This is a genomic window from Seonamhaeicola sp. ABD4_175 (assembly GCF_056160885.1).
The window spans coordinates 306,961-322,193 of sequence record NZ_JBSWYC010000004.1 but is presented as its reverse complement, the minus strand read 5'-3'; the positions used below and the strand labels follow the sequence as shown (position 1 = coordinate 322,193).

15 protein-coding genes are annotated in these 15,233 nt (G+C 30.2%); 3 read left to right on the top strand and 12 right to left on the bottom strand.

Translation table 11 applies throughout. The annotated features are described in order from the left end of the window. Window positions 1-45 precede the first annotated feature (45 nt). Window positions 46-1,581, top strand: a complete 1,536-nt coding sequence (locus ACXAG4_RS14095; protein ID WP_475296724.1) for a sensor histidine kinase — start codon at window positions 46-48, stop codon at window positions 1,579-1,581. A 5-nt stretch (window positions 1,582-1,586) separates the two neighbouring features. Next, complete coding sequence (locus ACXAG4_RS14090) at window positions 1,587-2,291, top strand: response regulator transcription factor (protein WP_475296723.1); 705 nt, start codon at window positions 1,587-1,589, stop codon at window positions 2,289-2,291. Window positions 2,292-2,380: 89 nt separating this feature from the next. Here the strand turns inward: ACXAG4_RS14090 and ACXAG4_RS14085 are convergent, their stop codons facing one another. From ACXAG4_RS14085 to ACXAG4_RS14030, 12 genes are all read right to left on the bottom strand, one after another. Next, complete coding sequence (locus ACXAG4_RS14085; RefSeq protein ID WP_475296722.1) at window positions 2,381-3,097, bottom strand: hypothetical protein; 717 nt, start codon at window positions 3,095-3,097, stop codon at window positions 2,381-2,383. A gap of 118 nt (window positions 3,098-3,215) precedes the next feature. Continuing rightward, window positions 3,216-3,635, bottom strand: coding sequence for a hypothetical protein (locus tag ACXAG4_RS14080; protein ID WP_475296721.1), 420 nt, complete (start codon window positions 3,633-3,635; stop codon window positions 3,216-3,218). Window positions 3,636-3,692: 57 nt separating this feature from the next. Beyond that, a complete protein-coding gene (locus tag ACXAG4_RS14075) occupies window positions 3,693-4,262 on the bottom strand; it encodes a hypothetical protein (RefSeq protein WP_475296720.1) in 570 nt (189 codons plus the stop codon). Then, window positions 4,246-5,043: an alpha/beta hydrolase gene (locus ACXAG4_RS14070; protein ID WP_475296719.1), complete on the bottom strand. Its 798-nt coding sequence runs from the start codon at window positions 5,041-5,043 to the stop codon at window positions 4,246-4,248. The genes ACXAG4_RS14075 and ACXAG4_RS14070 overlap by 17 nt, the downstream gene beginning before the upstream one ends. A 68-nt stretch (window positions 5,044-5,111) precedes the next feature. Then, window positions 5,112-5,723: a Crp/Fnr family transcriptional regulator gene (locus ACXAG4_RS14065; protein WP_475296718.1), complete on the bottom strand. Its 612-nt coding sequence runs from the start codon at window positions 5,721-5,723 to the stop codon at window positions 5,112-5,114. 189 nt (window positions 5,724-5,912) lie between these two features. Beyond that, window positions 5,913-6,989, bottom strand: a complete 1,077-nt coding sequence (locus ACXAG4_RS14060) for a LamG domain-containing protein (RefSeq protein ID WP_475296717.1) — start codon at window positions 6,987-6,989, stop codon at window positions 5,913-5,915. Window positions 6,990-7,156: 167 nt separating this feature from the next. Next, on the bottom strand, window positions 7,157-7,810 hold the full coding sequence (locus ACXAG4_RS14055) for an alpha/beta hydrolase (protein ID WP_475296716.1): 654 nt from the start codon (window positions 7,808-7,810) through the stop codon (window positions 7,157-7,159). A gap of 3 nt (window positions 7,811-7,813) precedes the next feature. After that, the gene (locus tag ACXAG4_RS14050; RefSeq protein ID WP_475296715.1) at window positions 7,814-8,152 is read right to left on the bottom strand and encodes a hypothetical protein; all 339 of its coding nucleotides are present in this window, start codon (window positions 8,150-8,152) and stop codon (window positions 7,814-7,816) included. A 2-nt stretch (window positions 8,153-8,154) separates the two neighbouring features. Further along, window positions 8,155-9,411, bottom strand: a complete 1,257-nt coding sequence (locus tag ACXAG4_RS14045) for a dihydroorotase (protein WP_475296714.1) — start codon at window positions 9,409-9,411, stop codon at window positions 8,155-8,157. After that, window positions 9,408-11,333, bottom strand: coding sequence for a BatA domain-containing protein (locus ACXAG4_RS14040; protein WP_475296713.1), 1,926 nt, complete (start codon window positions 11,331-11,333; stop codon window positions 9,408-9,410). Before ACXAG4_RS14040 ends, ACXAG4_RS14045 begins: the two co-directional genes overlap by 4 nt. A gap of 171 nt (window positions 11,334-11,504) precedes the next feature. Next, window positions 11,505-12,077: a magnetosome magnetite crystal formation protein family gene (locus ACXAG4_RS14035; protein ID WP_475296712.1), complete on the bottom strand. Its 573-nt coding sequence runs from the start codon at window positions 12,075-12,077 to the stop codon at window positions 11,505-11,507. Between the two features lie 113 nt (window positions 12,078-12,190). Next, the gene (locus ACXAG4_RS14030; RefSeq protein WP_475296711.1) at window positions 12,191-13,198 is read right to left on the bottom strand and encodes a glycosyltransferase family 2 protein; all 1,008 of its coding nucleotides are present in this window, start codon (window positions 13,196-13,198) and stop codon (window positions 12,191-12,193) included. A 97-nt stretch (window positions 13,199-13,295) separates the two neighbouring features. On the opposite strand from ACXAG4_RS14030, the gene ACXAG4_RS14025 reads away from it, so the two are divergent. Beyond that, complete coding sequence (locus tag ACXAG4_RS14025; protein ID WP_475296710.1) at window positions 13,296-15,188, top strand: M61 family metallopeptidase; 1,893 nt, start codon at window positions 13,296-13,298, stop codon at window positions 15,186-15,188. The last annotated feature ends 45 nt before the right edge of the window (window positions 15,189-15,233 follow it).

The following is a 15,233-nucleotide window of genomic DNA, read 5'->3' as shown; positions in this document are numbered from 1 at the left end:
TTTGGTTTGATGAGCAAAAAAATATTTTCCCTTCTGGTACTTTTAATGAGTTTATCTTTAATTGGGATAATATTTGTACAAGCTTATTTTATTAACGACTCTGTAAAAAACGAAAAAGAACGTTTTAAATTCAAGGTACAAAGGGCGCTTAGTTATGTTTCAAACACCCTAGAGGAAACTGAAATTGCTGAGTATTATGACAGATACCAAAGCTTACCTAAAGAAGATAAAACCGATTCTGTTGCCGTTTCTCAGCTATTAATATATCAGCAAAACAATAGCACCAAAGAAACGCTAATTTACAGAAGCAACGTGTTAGAAGAAAATTATAAATTATCTTCATCGCTCTTTGACATTGGTTTAGATAGCCTTACAATACAAAATATAATTGGCAGCTCTAGCGCCGAGGTTTATAGTAATATTGAATTATCTGATAAAGATATAAACCAAAGCCCTGTAACTAAAATAATATCATCGGGCATTGTTGAAGATGCACAACGCTTAAGTTTTGAAAAAAGTTTTAAAGAAATACGAAAAAAAACACCAATACATAAGCGTGTTTCTAAAAAAGAACTTGACAAATTATTAGTTGAAGCTTTAAAAAGAGACGAAATTGATATAGATTTTGAATACGCCATTTACAGCAATGATTTAGCAACAAAAGTACAAAGTGAAAACTTTGAGTTTGATAACACATCAACCTTTAAAGTACCTGTGCTTTATGATGAAAACAATCAAAGTCCATACAAATTATTAGTAAATTTCCCTAATGATAGAAGTTTCATTCTATCATCAATAATAGGCATGATTTTACTATCAATAGTATTCACATCAATTATTATAGTAGCATATTCAAGTGCTTTGTACCAGTTAGTTAAACAGCGAAAAATATCTGAAATTAAAACAGATTTTATTAACAACATGACGCATGAGTTTAAAACACCTATAGCAACCATAAATTTAGCTTTAGATGCCATTAAAAACCCTGCAATTATTGATGATAAAGAAAAAGTGAAGCGTTATTTATCTATGATAAAAGAAGAAAATAAACGCATGCACGCCCAAGTTGAAAACGTATTAAGAATATCTAAACTAGAAAAAAATGAACTAAACATAAGTAAGGAACGCGTTAAACTACACGACTTAGTTGAAGATGCGATTACGCATGTAGAACTTATAGTTGAAGACAGACAAGGCTATATAAAACCATTTTTAAATGCCAATAAAACATCGGTTTTAGCAAATGAAACGCACTTTACAAACGTTATAGTTAACATTTTAGATAACGCAATAAAATACTCACCTAATGCGCCAAAAATTGAGGTTTACACAGAAAATATTGGAAACAATGTGCTCTTAAAAATAACCGATCATGGTAGTGGTATGAGTAAAACAGCAGTAAAGCATGTGTTTGAAAAATTTTATAGAGAAAGCACAGGCAACATACATAATGTAAAAGGACATGGTTTAGGTTTAGCCTACGTTAAACGTATTGTTGAAGACCACCAAGGCTATGTTTCAGTAGAAAGTGAAAAAGGAAAAGGAAGCACATTTACAATAAAGCTTCCGTTAATATCATAAAAAATATGGAAGAACTAAAAAAACGAATCTTATTAGTTGAAGACGACCCTAATTTTGGAACCGTACTAAAAGATTATTTAATGATGAATGATTATGAAGTAACCCACGCCAAAAATGGAATGGAAGGTTTTGAAAAGTTCAAAAAAGACGACTTTGATTTATGCATCCTAGACGTAATGATGCCCTACAAAGACGGCTTTACATTGGCTAAAGAAATTAGAGAAAAAAATGCCGACGTGCCCATTATATTCTTAACCGCTAAAACCATGAAAGAAGATGTTTTAAAAGGTTATAAAGTAGGTGCCGATGATTATTTAAATAAGCCTTTTGATAGCGAGGTGCTTTTAATGAAAATTAAAGCAATTATTCAACGTAAGGCCACAGAATCTATTTCTGATAGTAAACAATTTGAGTTTAAAATTGGAAAGTTTGATTTAAACTCAAAACTTCGTTTTTTACGTTTTAATGGTGGTGAGCCAGTAAAACTATCTCCTAAAGAAAATGAGCTTTTACGTTTATTAGCGTTACATGAAAATGATTTAATGCCGCGAGAATTAGCGCTTACAAAAATTTGGAGAGATGATAATTACTTTACATCGCGTAGTATGGATGTGTACATTGCCAAATTACGTAAATACCTAAAACAAGATGAAAAAGTAGAAATACTTAACATACATGGTGAAGGTTTTAGGCTTGTAATAAATGAGTAGATAATAGGTATTCAATTTGATTTAATAAAAAAATCCGGTTACTAAATTTTAAGTAACTGGATTTTTTCATTTATGGTTTTAAAAAGTTTTTAGTCTCTTTTAACAGGTAATCTTATTTCATTAATAACATCAAAATCTACACGAATAGTATATGGTTTTTCAGTAATCATTTTTATAACGTTAAATACTAAGTAACCTTTAATGCGTTGAAAACTTTCAGAAAAATAGGCACCTTCGTTGCTTTCCCCAAAATCTTCAATAGCTTCAATTACCAAAATATTGTCATCACTTAAAGGCGCATAAAATTCATCTGTAAAATCTTCAATAGTACCAACGCTTTTTGCAGTTGTAAAGGCTTCAGTATCATACGTATCTAAGCTTTCAAAATAAGCATTATCACCTTTATCTATTTTAACCATTTCACTTGTTGTAGCAATTTTATAGGTTTTTGGTTCTAATTTGGTATCTCCAGATTTTCTAAGGTGTGCTAAATTAAGCCCGTAATAATGCTCATCTTCAAAAGAACCTAAAAATACTTTAAATGTAGTTATGTAGCCTTTGTTTTTTAAATAAGTAGTTCTAACTTCGGCAGGCGAGAAATCTTCTGTTTCTTCAATACGCTCTTTATTTCTGTCTGAAACATCAATAACTATGTAGGGTGTATAATCACTGCTTTTTGTACTTGTTTGAGTTTCGTTTTCAGTTTCAGTGTTAACAGTTGTTGCTGTTGTAGCAGTAGTTTTGTTTTTATCAGATTTGCATGAAACTATTAAAAACAAGCATACTAGTAATAAGGTGTTTTTCATTTTTTAAGGCTTTGTGTTAATTTTAGGCTAATTTACAGAAAAAACTATATGATAAATAGGAAAATTATTTCGTGTTGTTTAAAACGTTATTATTTTACACTATATACTATTTTTGGTTTTATTCAAATGTGTATTGAAGAAAATTTACATTTCCAGATTCTGAAACAGTAAATGTTTTTTCTGTAATGGTATCAGAGTCTACTGTTATTTCAAGTTTTACCTCATAAGGCTGAAATGGCATACCAATTTCTCCTCCTGAATTATCTCGATAAGAAATATCTAATATTGTTAAATGTGCTATCTTTTGATTTAAATAATCTTTTTTTAATGGTAAATGAGAATTACTACTTGAGAAATTAGTGATGTTTATTCCATTTCCTTGTATTGAGAATGTAATATCAGACAACCTATTATTATCTGTTGATGTTACACAAAATGAAATATTTTTATTTTTAGGGTAATTATCTCTTGGATCATCATTTGATGTGCAAGACAAAATAAAGGCTGTTAATATTAATAAAAATGCTTTTTTTATCATAATACGTTGGTTTATATAAAATTGAACTTGATTATTTTTATTTTGTTGTTAGTATTATTAGTGAAAATTTCTTGTCCATCCTATACCTATTTGATATCCAGACTGCGCCATATCAGTTACTAAAGGAAAAAAACTATATAGACCTATGCTATTTGAGTTGTTTAGTTTGAGCTTAGGAGAAAATGATAAACCGTAATTAAAAAAAATTTCATTATTAGAAAAGCTTCTTTCAAAGCCAATTTTATTATTAACCAATGTGCCTTTGGTGATAGCAATATTTAAACCAACAGGAACTTCAAAGTTTAATTGTACTTTATTAAAATTTAAAGAGTAACCTATGTTTATTGATGGCATAAGGCGCATGTCAACATCATTTTTTAAATAAGCTTCAGGCTCAGATTCTCCCTTAAAATCAAAATAACCAACAAAGGAAAAACCTAAAAATATGTGGTTTTTTTTAGGGGAAAGAGCCATGTTATATTTACAGTAACCGCCGTAATAAAATGCTTCATAACCGGCACCAAGTACCCCTAATTCTAAAGAGTTTTTATGAGTGTTTTGAGACTGTAATGTTAAGGCAAATACCAATAAACAAAGTGTAATAATTTTTTTAATTATTAAAAACATAATCTAAACCTTTTTTAAATGTTGTGTTGGCAGAGTTTTTGTGTCCGCTACCTTCAATAAGTTCACTTTTGTGTTTAAAGTTTAAGTAGGCTCTTTTTTGTAAGCGTTCATTCATTTCTTCAAAAGAAGCAAGCATAACACCGCCTTCTAAAGTTCCCATTCCATTGTAAAAAGTTACATTTAAATCTGTGTGGTTTTTTGCATAATTTTGCTCATATTCAAAAATAACACCAGAGTCATACCAGTAAGAAGTTCCACTTGCAATAAATTTGTTAAATGGGTTTGAAGCTCTGTTTTGTGCCATAACAAATTGTGTGAATAGTCCACCAAAAGAATGCCCCATTAATAATTTATTATTGTTAGGGTTAATGTTATACCTAGATTCTAGCTCTGGTATTAATTCATCTTTTATAAATAAATAAAAATTATTGGCGCCACCTTTGCCATGAGAATATGAGGTTGGTGTATAATCTCTATTTCTTTGTTCGTTATTACCTATGGCAATGAAAATAGTGGGTGGTAATAATTTTTTTTGAGCCTTTTCAGAAATTATTTTAGCAATATCATTAAATCTTGTGTTTCCATCTAAGGCAATTATTAACTGGTTATTATTGCTTCTTGTGTTATAATTTTCAGGTAAGAAAACGTAAATGGGGTAATCATCATTTATTAATGTAGACTTTATTATAAATTCTTGTTTTACTCCTTTAAATGTAAAATCATCTTCTTTGGAGCAACTAAATATTATAATAAATAAAAATATATACCGAATAAGTTTCATGATTTAGATTTTTGTCAAAAATCTTAAATCTTTTAAATAAAAAACTTATTTTAAATCAAGAAATGTTTTTATTGCTGTTTTTTTAAATATTCTTTTTTTACACGGCTATATGTTTCTGGTGTGATGCCTAAATAATTAGCAATTAGCTTTTGAGGTACTTGCTCTAAGAAAGCCTTGGATTTAGAAATTGTATTTAAAAAAAGTTCATACTTTATTGATGCATTTTTATGCTGCAATAATAAAGATCTTTTTTCACGCTCTAAATGTACTTGTTCAAATAGTTTGGTATATATGTATGAAAACGAATGGCTTTCTAACAAAAGTTTCTCAATATCTTTTTTTTCAAAATATAGAATTTCAGTATCAGTAATAGCTTCTTGTACTTGGTTTGATGGAGAACCTTCCATATAGCTAGTAAAATTATTAAAGCTCATGCCAGTAAGAGAAAAATCTATGGTGAATAAATTTTCTTCAATTATCACATATTGATGTATAAATCCTTTTAAAACTAAACTTGTTTTAGTCTCAATTTGTCCAATATCTAAAAGAATTTCTCCCTTACTTAGGCTTTTCTTTTTTATATTCTTTTTTATTGGTTCAAAATCACTTTTAGAAATAGGGTATACCTGATTAAAAAAATTGAATACAATATTTTCTTCAACTGAAAGGTTTTCTAACATTAAGTTTAAATATGATATTTTAAGTTATACTTTTTAAATTATGCACAACCATATTTTACATTGAGAATTTTCTTTAATGTCAACTAAAGTAAATGAATTATTTAATAAAACAAAGCTTCAAATTTATCCAATGAAAAAGGTTATGTTGTTTTAAGTAACATAACCTTTTTTTATATTTAAGTTTATTTATTATTGGGCCACAGGTTTAAAAACACGAATCCAATCTACTTTTAATGTGTGGTCTTCTTTGTTGTTTTCTATTTCTTCATCTGTTGGTATTCTGCCTTTTTCGGCATTCCAGTTTTGTACTTCGGCATTAATAATAATATCCATTTCTTTACTTAAACCAGTTCTATCGGCAGCATTTCCGGTAGGCGAGGTGTAATTAAGCGGATCTATACCGTCTTTACCGTTAGCGGTATCTAAATTATCCATAACTTTTATAAGTTTGCCGTTAATGTAGTATTCAAGGTAAGTAGGCGATTTCCAATAAACACCAATTCTAACCCAATCACTAGAGGTGTGTGGGTAGCCATCAATTTTTTGCCACGTACTAGAGTCTTTGGGTTGGTAATCTTGAAACGGATTTCTAATAAATACATGGTGGCTTATGTGAAAACGCTCTGAAAACCATGTTTGTTCATTTCTAGGGTTTTGAGCGCCATAGGCTTCTAAAATATCTATTTCTTGTGTGTCATCTGGACTTAGCATCCAAATATCAGATGCAAAAAAAGCATTAGCTACTTTTACGCGCGCTTCAACAAATACAGGGTATTTTACGCGTTTTGTTGATGTAATACAACCTAATCGTGTTGCTTTATCTGTAATATTACCGGTAGAACCGCTGTAAGTTTTCATTTCACCGGGTTCTCTGCTTGTAATCAATCTTAAATTGCCACCAGAGGCAGTAACATTTTCATAGCGCCAAATTGTTGGCCCTGGACCATTCCATGAATTATGATAAAAGTTAGTCCATTTTCCATTACCAAAAGTGGCTAACTTGTTTTCTCCAGCATATTCATATTCAAAATCATCAGATAAGTCTTCTTGAAATTCCCAAATCATGCCGTCTCCAGGGTTAGCAGGAACTTCAATATCTGCAAATGTTTGATTTGTTTCTTCTTCCTCTTCCTCAGGTTCAGGATCTTTAGGTATTTCTTCTTGCTGTTCTTCTTCTACAGGTTCTCCATTGCTATTAGAACAACCGCATGCAATAAAAAGGAATATTGAAAATAATGCAATAATTAGTTTAGTGGTTTTTTTCATTTTAAATTTTGATTTCAATTTTAGTTTGTAAAATTAAAATCTGTTGGATATTTAGTAACGAAAAAAACTTGACAAAACCTGAACAACCTTTTGTTTTATAGGTGTTTCAGTATAACAAATGTTCAATAGTATAATAAATAATGGGGGATTACTTTTGTATGAAAAAATTAAATACGATTAGACAACCAAGTTTTAAACTCATAAAAATTTTGCGGTGCCACGCCATGTCCTACCGGAAATTCAGAATATTTATGTTTAATATTTAAACTTTTAAAGAAAACGGGAGTTTGTCTTGCCCAATCTACAGGAATTACCTGGTCTACACTACCATGAGAGCAGTAAAAGTCTAAACTTGAATAGTCTTTTTCTTGTAAATTATCGGGTAAAATATCATGATATATATAACCGCTAAGGCCCACAATATTTTTAATTTTTTCTGGGTAGTTTAAGGCTACCGCACAACTTAAAATACAACCTTGGCTAAACCCTAATAGCGTTACATTATTTTTGTTTACAGGATAATGAGCTGTTGCTTCATCAATAAATTTTGCAATTAAATCTCTTGAAGCTTCGGCTTCTTGTTGGTCGTTCCATTTGCCTTTTTCGGCATCAAAATTAATAGCGTACCACGCATTGCCGAATGGTTGCATAGGGTAGGGAGCTCTTACTGAAATTATAAAAAGTTCATCTGGTAATTCTGAAGCGAACGAAAACAAATCGTTCTCATCACTACCATAACCATGTAGCATGATTAATAAAGGTGCGTTTTCTTTTAAACTTGATGGTTTTGTAATATGTTGAAGTGAAAGTGATTGACTCATAGTTTATCTTGCAAAATTTGAAAATATTTTTTGGTATAATTTACCAACAAGTGGTACTTCGGTTGCTTTTTTAGAAATAGCCATAGAAAAACCATAAATAAAAAGCACTGCAAAAAATAAGTAAAAACTAGCGGTAACTAGCCAACTATCAAAACTACCAATAATATAACCCAATGCCCAAAATGTAAGCCATAACCCTAAAGATTGTCTTATGTGAAAACTAGCAAATTCACTTTTTTTGTCTGTTTCGTTATTTAAAAAATATGCAATGATAACTCCAAAAATAGTGATATAACTTATTATGGCGTTTTTTTTACCGCGTTCAATATCTTGTTGATTCATTATTAATTGTTTAATACAATTTGGTTGTTTGCAATTATACCGTAAACATTTCCTTTTAAACTTGTTTCTAGAAACATACTGTTTTTAGATTTTGATGTTATATGGTTTTTACTAAATGTGAATTCTCCTTCTGGATTAAAAAGTGTTATGTTAGCTTGTTCACCAACATTAATTGCGGTTGATGTAGCCCCAAAACGTTGCTTGCCTTTGGTTAAAATATCAACGGTTTTTTGGGTTTTAAAAATAGTTTGTAAGGCACCAAAAGCACTTTCTAAGCCTATAGTTCCGTATGCAGCGTGGTCAAACTCTACTTTTTTCTCTTCAATATCAATAGGCATATGGTCTGTGGTTACCATATCTATGGTGCCATCTTTAATACCTTCAATTAAGGCATCAATATCGGTTTGTGTTCGTAATGGCGGTAACACTTTATAATTAGAGTCAAAGCTTGTTAAAACGTCATCAGTAAAATATAAATTATGAATGGCTACACTACACGTTACATCTAACTTTTTCTTTTTCGCTTCTTTTATAAGTGCCACAGATTTTGCTGTTGAAATGGTTGGAATATGTAATTTGCCACCCGTGTATTCTAATAAAAATAAATCGCGAGCCACTTGTAGTTCTTCGGCTAAAGCCGGAATACCTTTTAAGCCTAATTTTGTACTGGTTATATGTTCATTAACAACGCCTTTGCCAACCACTTTGTTTTCTTGCGGAAATGATTGCACCAAACCATTAAAATTTGCAGCATATTGTAATGCAATTTTCATGAGGTTTGGGTTACTAATAGGCTTTTTGTAATCATAAAACGAAACAGCACCAGCAGTGGTCATATCATATAATTCGGCTAAATCTTCGCCCTTTCCGCCAACGGTTAAGGCGCCAATTGGTAATACGCTTACAGCATTATTAGCAGTTTTAGTTTTTATGAAGGTGATATTAGAATTTGAATCTAACACCGGTTTGGTATTTGCATTTAAAGCAATAGTTGTAAAGCCTGATGCCGCAGCAACTTTAAGTCCGTTTTCAATGGTTTCGCGTTCTTCAAAACCAGGTTCACCAAAAGATACGCTACTATCAAACCAACCCTGAGATACATGCAAATTATCATGCGTAATTTCAAGGTAATTATTTGGGTTTTTTATGCTTTTGGCAATTTTTAAAATCGTGCCGTTTTCAATTAAAATATCTTGTTTTGCGTTGTGAAATTCGCTTTTTGAATCAATTATAGTGGCAGATTTTATAAGTATGTTCATTTAAAATATTTTAAGATGAGCATTTCAATAATGAGTAATACTAATGCAAAAATAACAAACCATTTCCATAAGGCATTAACTTTGGCGTCACTTTTTAATATATTAAAAACATTGGTTATTGAATTGCTTACAGTTACATTTTTTATGTTTTCTAAATTTTTATAGGTTAAATCACTTTCAGAATTATCATAATTATAGCTAACATTGCTAACAATTGAATTCTTGTTTTTAACAGCGTAAACACCCGATACATTTGGCATTTCTTGAGTGTTTATTTCTACTTTGTTGTTAAAATATTTTTGCCTTGGTATAAGGCTAATGGTTTCATATTCTAGTGTTAAAATATCATCTTGTTGCAGTTGAGTTTCAATTTCAAAACTATTATTTTTCCCTATTGAATAATAAAGTTTTGGTGCTTTAAAGCTTTGTTTTGCAATATTGTAAAAGGTTGGCACAATAACATTCCAGCTTTTAAAATTTGAGTTTTTTGTGTTTAAAGCGGCTGTAAAAATAAAGGTGTTTTTATTTTGAAGTAAAAGTGGTTTGCCGTCTTCAAAACTTAAAACAGAACTTGCGTTATTTGGGGTTAATTCAAAAAAACTTTGCACTTTGGGGTATTGAAAATTACTAACCTGCTTTTCAAAAACACCGTTATTGTAAATTGGGTGAGCATAATTAATGGTTGTAACACTTTTTTCTGAAGTATTTAACGCGTTAAATAATATGTTTCTGTGCGTTAAAAAAGTATTGTAAGATTGTAAATTACTAGTTTTTGAAGGAATTAACAGAACAATACCACCCTGACTTGTAAAATGATTTAAAGCCGATGTTAGGGCATTTGGTATGTTGTTAAGTTCGTTTAAAATTATAAGATTTTGAGTGTCAATTATGTTATATGATAACGCATTAGCTTTTACCGATGTTAAATTAAATTCATCTTTTGAGAACAAGCGTTTTAAATAGTCATCATCTTCATTATTAATGGCTAAAACGTTTATTTTATGGTTGTTGTTAATGTTGAAAAACAAACTGTTATCAAACCTTAAACTAGCATCGTTAATGGTTATTTTACCGTTTATATTTTTAGTGTTTGGTAAAGAAAACGTTGTGGTGGCTTCTTTATTAATATCAACCGATGTTTTTGCAATTAAACGTGTATTGTTAAATATTGAAACAGGTACATTTTTAACAGGTTTACCACTATTTTTTAAAAGTACCGTTAGTTGTGTGTTGGCCAAACTTTGTGAAGCAACATAAGCACTATCTATAGCAATATTATTGGTGTTAACGGGTTTTAATTGTACCAAATGTATGTTGGTTAACGTGTCAATTTCTGGAGTTAAATTAGAATTGTTTTCTTGGAAATCTGAAATTAAAACAAGGTTTTTTTGCGTGTTTTTTTGTTTGCTAAAAAGTGTTTTACTTTTAAGTAAAACGGCTTGTAAAGTAAGTTTATTAGCCGTATAATCTATTTGTAAAACATCATTTTTTATGGCTTTTAATGTGGTGTTTTTAAAAAGGCTGTTATTGGTTAATATTGACACCTTGTTGTTTTCAGGTAAGTTACTAACTATATCTTGTAATGCACGCTTTAAAAGTTCGCCTTTGCTACCTTTGGCTTGCATGCTAAAAGAATTATCAATATAAATAACGGTTTCTTTTTCGGTTTTAAACGTATTGTTTTTTGCTGTAAAAGGTTGTGCAAAAGCAATAATAATAGCTGCTAAAAGTAAAAGCCTTGTGGCTAGTATAAACCATTTTTTTATTTGAGAACTTTTACGCGAGTTTTGTTTTATTTCTTTTAAAAATGCCACATTTGTAAAGGCTTCTCTTTTAAACTTGCGTAATTGAAATAAATGAACAATAATTGGAATTAGCAGTAAAAATAAAGCGTAAAGAAGTTCGGGGTGTTTAAACTGCATACTGTTTTTTGATTAATCAAAATTAAGTAAAATTTTCAACTTTAAAACGCATAATTATAATTTTACATTAAGCTTTATTATGAATTAATGAGAATTAAGTCCAATAAAATAAATTTATTATGAAAAAAAAACTTATTCCTGAAAGCGTTAGGTTAATGAAATGATAATGTATCACCTAATTAGTTTGATGATATTGGGGTATAAGCCTTTTTGATTATTGCTTGTTTTAATAGTGTAAATGATTGGAAGTACAATATTTACAATATTAACAAAGAAAAATAATAACAAAAGTGATTTAAAGGAAATAAAACCAAAATCAATATGCATCATAGCCATGATTATACAGATAATTAATGCTAAATACGATATAAATGTCCAGAATATTTGAAAGTTTAATAATCTAACACCTGTTTCTTTTAAGCCAACAATTTTATCTTTTTTGAATAACCATATTATAAGGGGTATTATAATATTACCTAGAGGAATAATGATGAAAGAAATTACAGATAAATGTAATACAATTAAATAATTTTTGTCATCTACTTTGCCATAATCTATTATTTCTTCAGTATTTATTTCAAGGGCCTCACATATTAATTGAAGTGTTTTTCCACGAGGCTCATTTTCATTTTTTTCAATGCGTTGAATTGTTCTTAAATTTACTCTAGAAGCTTCTGCTAATTCTTCTTGCGTAAGACCTTTCTTTTTTCTAATATTTTTTATTTTGGTACCTATATCAATCATAAAGCATATTTAATTTATCATAGATTCAAAATTAAATTCTATTATATATTTTAATAGCGGTTTATTCATGACATTTTTACGACATTTGTGCAAAACGTTTGTTTTGTTGAGTTTTAGCAAAAAAATATATAATCCTTAATTGGTTCTAAATTTAAACTTTTTAAATACGTTTTAATTTCTTTTTGAGCAGTTTTATTTGCTACAGTAATTAAACTTTGTGGGTTTTTTATGTTGGCTAATGCATTAAATTTCAGCAATGTTTTTCCGTAAATATCTTTACCAATTTTATTAGGGTTATCACAAATCCATTTAAACGTTATGTTATGATTAATAAACAATTTAGCCATGAGTTTTCCTTTGGTGCCAGCGCCCCAAATTACAGGTGTTTTGTTGGGGTTGTAATCTATGTTTAAAAAATGATGCACTTTTAAACTTGTAAAGTGGTTTTGTGCATAATGTACGTGCGTGCGAGATGTTCGGGTGCTGTAATCTCTCCAGTAATGTATAATTTCATTACAAGGTATGCAGCTGTAATTATGTTTGTAAAACCTAAATGTTAAATCATAATCTTCAGGATAAATATTTGGGTTAAAAGCATCACAAGCCAATAAATCGTCTCTGTGAATCATCCAACAAGGCGATGGTATTACACATTCTTTATAAATTTCATTATAATTATTACCATGTAAAGTAAGTTGGTTTAACCAGGTTTCATAACTTTTATAACCAGCACCAACGCCATTGGCATTAAAATATTTTACCAAACCAATAGCCACGTGTTTTTTACCGTGGGTTATTAAATTGTTGGCCAAAACCTCTAATTTGTTAGGGGTCATTATATCGTCACTATCCATACGGGTAATAAATGTACCGCTACTATTAGCAAAGGCTTGTTGTAAAGCATCAATAATGCCGCTGCCGTTGTTTTTGTAAAGCTTAATGCGGTTATCTTTTTGGGCATATTTTTCAACAACTTGGTAGCTGTTATCGGTTGAATGATCATCAATAATTAATAATTCCCAATTAGTGTAAGTTTGATTTAAAATAGAATCTATACATTCATTTAAATAAACTTCAGTATTTTTAAAAGGTGTAAGAATACTTATAAGTGTACTTTGCATTGTGCGAATATACTATGTTTAACAAAAACTTATGATGAGAAATTGTAACATAATACTATTTTGCACGTCATTTAACAAACTTAAAAATTAACAAATAATGAATAAAAGAACTTTTGCAGCTATTTTTTCTGGTATAGTATTGGCTAGTTGTAGCTCTACAAAAAACAGTGTTAATGATTTAGCTGTGAGTAACCCTATTGAAACCACCATAAATTTATCGGCGGTAACTAATGATAAAGCTCCGGTAACCATAAACCCAGGAAGATTTACTAGTGAAACCGTAACTTACAGATTGCCAAAAGTTGTACAAGGCACTTATGCTGTTAGTGATTTTGGAAAATATATTGAAGGGTTTAAAGCCATTAATTATAAAGGTGAAGAAATGCCTGTTACTAAATTAGATGATAACTCATGGAGCATTGCCCAAGCTAAAAATTTAGACAAAATTACCTATTTAGTAAACGATACTTATGATGAAGAAGATGAGGGTGGTATTGGCAAAGATGTACCATTTTCGCCATCGGGCACAAATATTGAACCTAATAATTATGTATTAAACTTACACGGATTTATTGGGTATTTTGATTCTTTAAAAAACAACCAATACAAAGTTGATGTTACCGCACCAGCAAGTTTTGTTAGAACATCGGCACTACAAACGGTAAACACAACAAAAAGCGCTAATGGCGAAATGTTAACCACAAGTTATTTTGCACCGCGTTATTTTGATATTACCGATAACCCAATGATGTACGGTAATTTAGATGTTGAAGAATTTAAAGTAGGCGATATTAAAATTGTATTAAGCGTGTACTCGCCAAATAAAGTGCATTCTGCAAAGTCTTTAAAAGAAACTATTTATAAAATGATGCAAGCCCAAAAAACATATATGGGCGATATTAATGCTACACCGCGCTATGATATTTATTTATACCTATCAGAAGAAAAGGAAGACTCACCAAAAGGTTTTGGCGCTTTAGAGCATCATACATCTACTGTTGTAGTAATGCCAGAAAGCATGAGTGATGATGCTTTAGCTGAAGGTATGATAGATGTTGTGTCTCATGAGTTTTTTCACATAGTAACACCATTAAGCGTACACTCTGAAGATGTACATTATTTTGATTATAATAACCCAACCTTCTCAAAACATTTATGGATGTATGAAGGTGTTACAGAGTACTTTGCTACCTTGTTTCAGGTAAATCAAGATTTGGTTGATGAAAGTGAATTTTACAATAAAGTTATGGGTAAAATACAATCGGCCGCTTTAATGGATGACAGCATGAGTTTTACCATTATGAGTGAAAACGTTCTGAAAGATCCTTACAAAGACCAATACGTAAATGTGTACCAAAAAGGCGCATTAATAGGTATGTGTATTGATATTTTATTGCGTGAAGAAAGTAATGGTAATCGAGGTATTTTATCTTTAATGAAAGAATTATCTAATAAATACGGGAAAAATAAACCGTTTGAAGATGATAAATTAATTGATGAAATTGTAACAATGACGTATCCATCTTTAGCCGAATTTTTCAACACACATGTTATTGGAGATACACCTATAAATTACAATGCGTTTTTCAATAAAGTAGGCTTAGAAATTGGTGAAGGTAAAGTTAAAACCAATTATATTTTAATGGAAGGAATGCCCATTGTTGGTGGCGATGGACAAAAAGGTATCATTTACTTTTCTGATATGGTAGCCAAAAATAGCTTTTGGACTGAGCAAGGTGCTTTGCCAAATGATGTTATTAAAACTATTAACGGCACCAATTTAACACTGCAAAACGCTAATACTGTTTTACAAGAAGTGTTTTTATGGGAAGAAGGGCAAGATGTTGAAGTAATTTTAGTTAGAGATGGTAAAGAAATCATCATAAAAACTAAAACTAAACAGCCTTATACTACAGGTCAAAAAATTGTAGAATTAACCAATGTAAGCGAAGCTCAAAAAGCGCTACGCAAAGCATGGTTAAAAGGATAAAACAATAAGCTTTAAGCATAAAAAAAAGGCTATCTTATTTTTAGA

What these genes read in the sequence shown, in the direction of transcription:
- ACXAG4_RS14095 (WP_475296724.1), top strand. Translation starts at nt 46, where the DNA reads ATGAGTTTATCTTTAATTGGGATAATATTTGTACAAGCTTATTTTATT.
- ACXAG4_RS14090 (WP_475296723.1), top strand. Translation starts at nt 1,587, where the DNA reads ATGGAAGAACTAAAAAAACGAATCTTATTAGTTGAAGACGACCCTAAT.
- ACXAG4_RS14085 (WP_475296722.1), bottom strand. Translation starts at nt 3,097, where the DNA reads ATGAAAAACACCTTATTACTAGTATGCTTGTTTTTAATAGTTTCATGC.
- ACXAG4_RS14080 (WP_475296721.1), bottom strand. Translation starts at nt 3,635, where the DNA reads ATGATAAAAAAAGCATTTTTATTAATATTAACAGCCTTTATTTTGTCT.
- ACXAG4_RS14075 (WP_475296720.1), bottom strand. Translation starts at nt 4,262, where the DNA reads ATGTTTTTAATAATTAAAAAAATTATTACACTTTGTTTATTGGTATTT.
- ACXAG4_RS14070 (WP_475296719.1), bottom strand. Translation starts at nt 5,043, where the DNA reads ATGAAACTTATTCGGTATATATTTTTATTTATTATAATATTTAGTTGC.
- ACXAG4_RS14065 (WP_475296718.1), bottom strand. Translation starts at nt 5,723, where the DNA reads ATGTTAGAAAACCTTTCAGTTGAAGAAAATATTGTATTCAATTTTTTT.
- ACXAG4_RS14060 (WP_475296717.1), bottom strand. Translation starts at nt 6,989, where the DNA reads ATGAAAAAAACCACTAAACTAATTATTGCATTATTTTCAATATTCCTT.
- ACXAG4_RS14055 (WP_475296716.1), bottom strand. Translation starts at nt 7,810, where the DNA reads ATGAGTCAATCACTTTCACTTCAACATATTACAAAACCATCAAGTTTA.
- ACXAG4_RS14050 (WP_475296715.1), bottom strand. Translation starts at nt 8,152, where the DNA reads ATGAATCAACAAGATATTGAACGCGGTAAAAAAAACGCCATAATAAGT.
- ACXAG4_RS14045 (WP_475296714.1), bottom strand. Translation starts at nt 9,411, where the DNA reads ATGAACATACTTATAAAATCTGCCACTATAATTGATTCAAAAAGCGAA.
- ACXAG4_RS14040 (WP_475296713.1), bottom strand. Translation starts at nt 11,333, where the DNA reads ATGCAGTTTAAACACCCCGAACTTCTTTACGCTTTATTTTTACTGCTA.
- ACXAG4_RS14035 (WP_475296712.1), bottom strand. Translation starts at nt 12,077, where the DNA reads ATGATTGATATAGGTACCAAAATAAAAAATATTAGAAAAAAGAAAGGT.
- ACXAG4_RS14030 (WP_475296711.1), bottom strand. Translation starts at nt 13,198, where the DNA reads ATGCAAAGTACACTTATAAGTATTCTTACACCTTTTAAAAATACTGAA.
- ACXAG4_RS14025 (WP_475296710.1), top strand. Translation starts at nt 13,296, where the DNA reads ATGAATAAAAGAACTTTTGCAGCTATTTTTTCTGGTATAGTATTGGCT.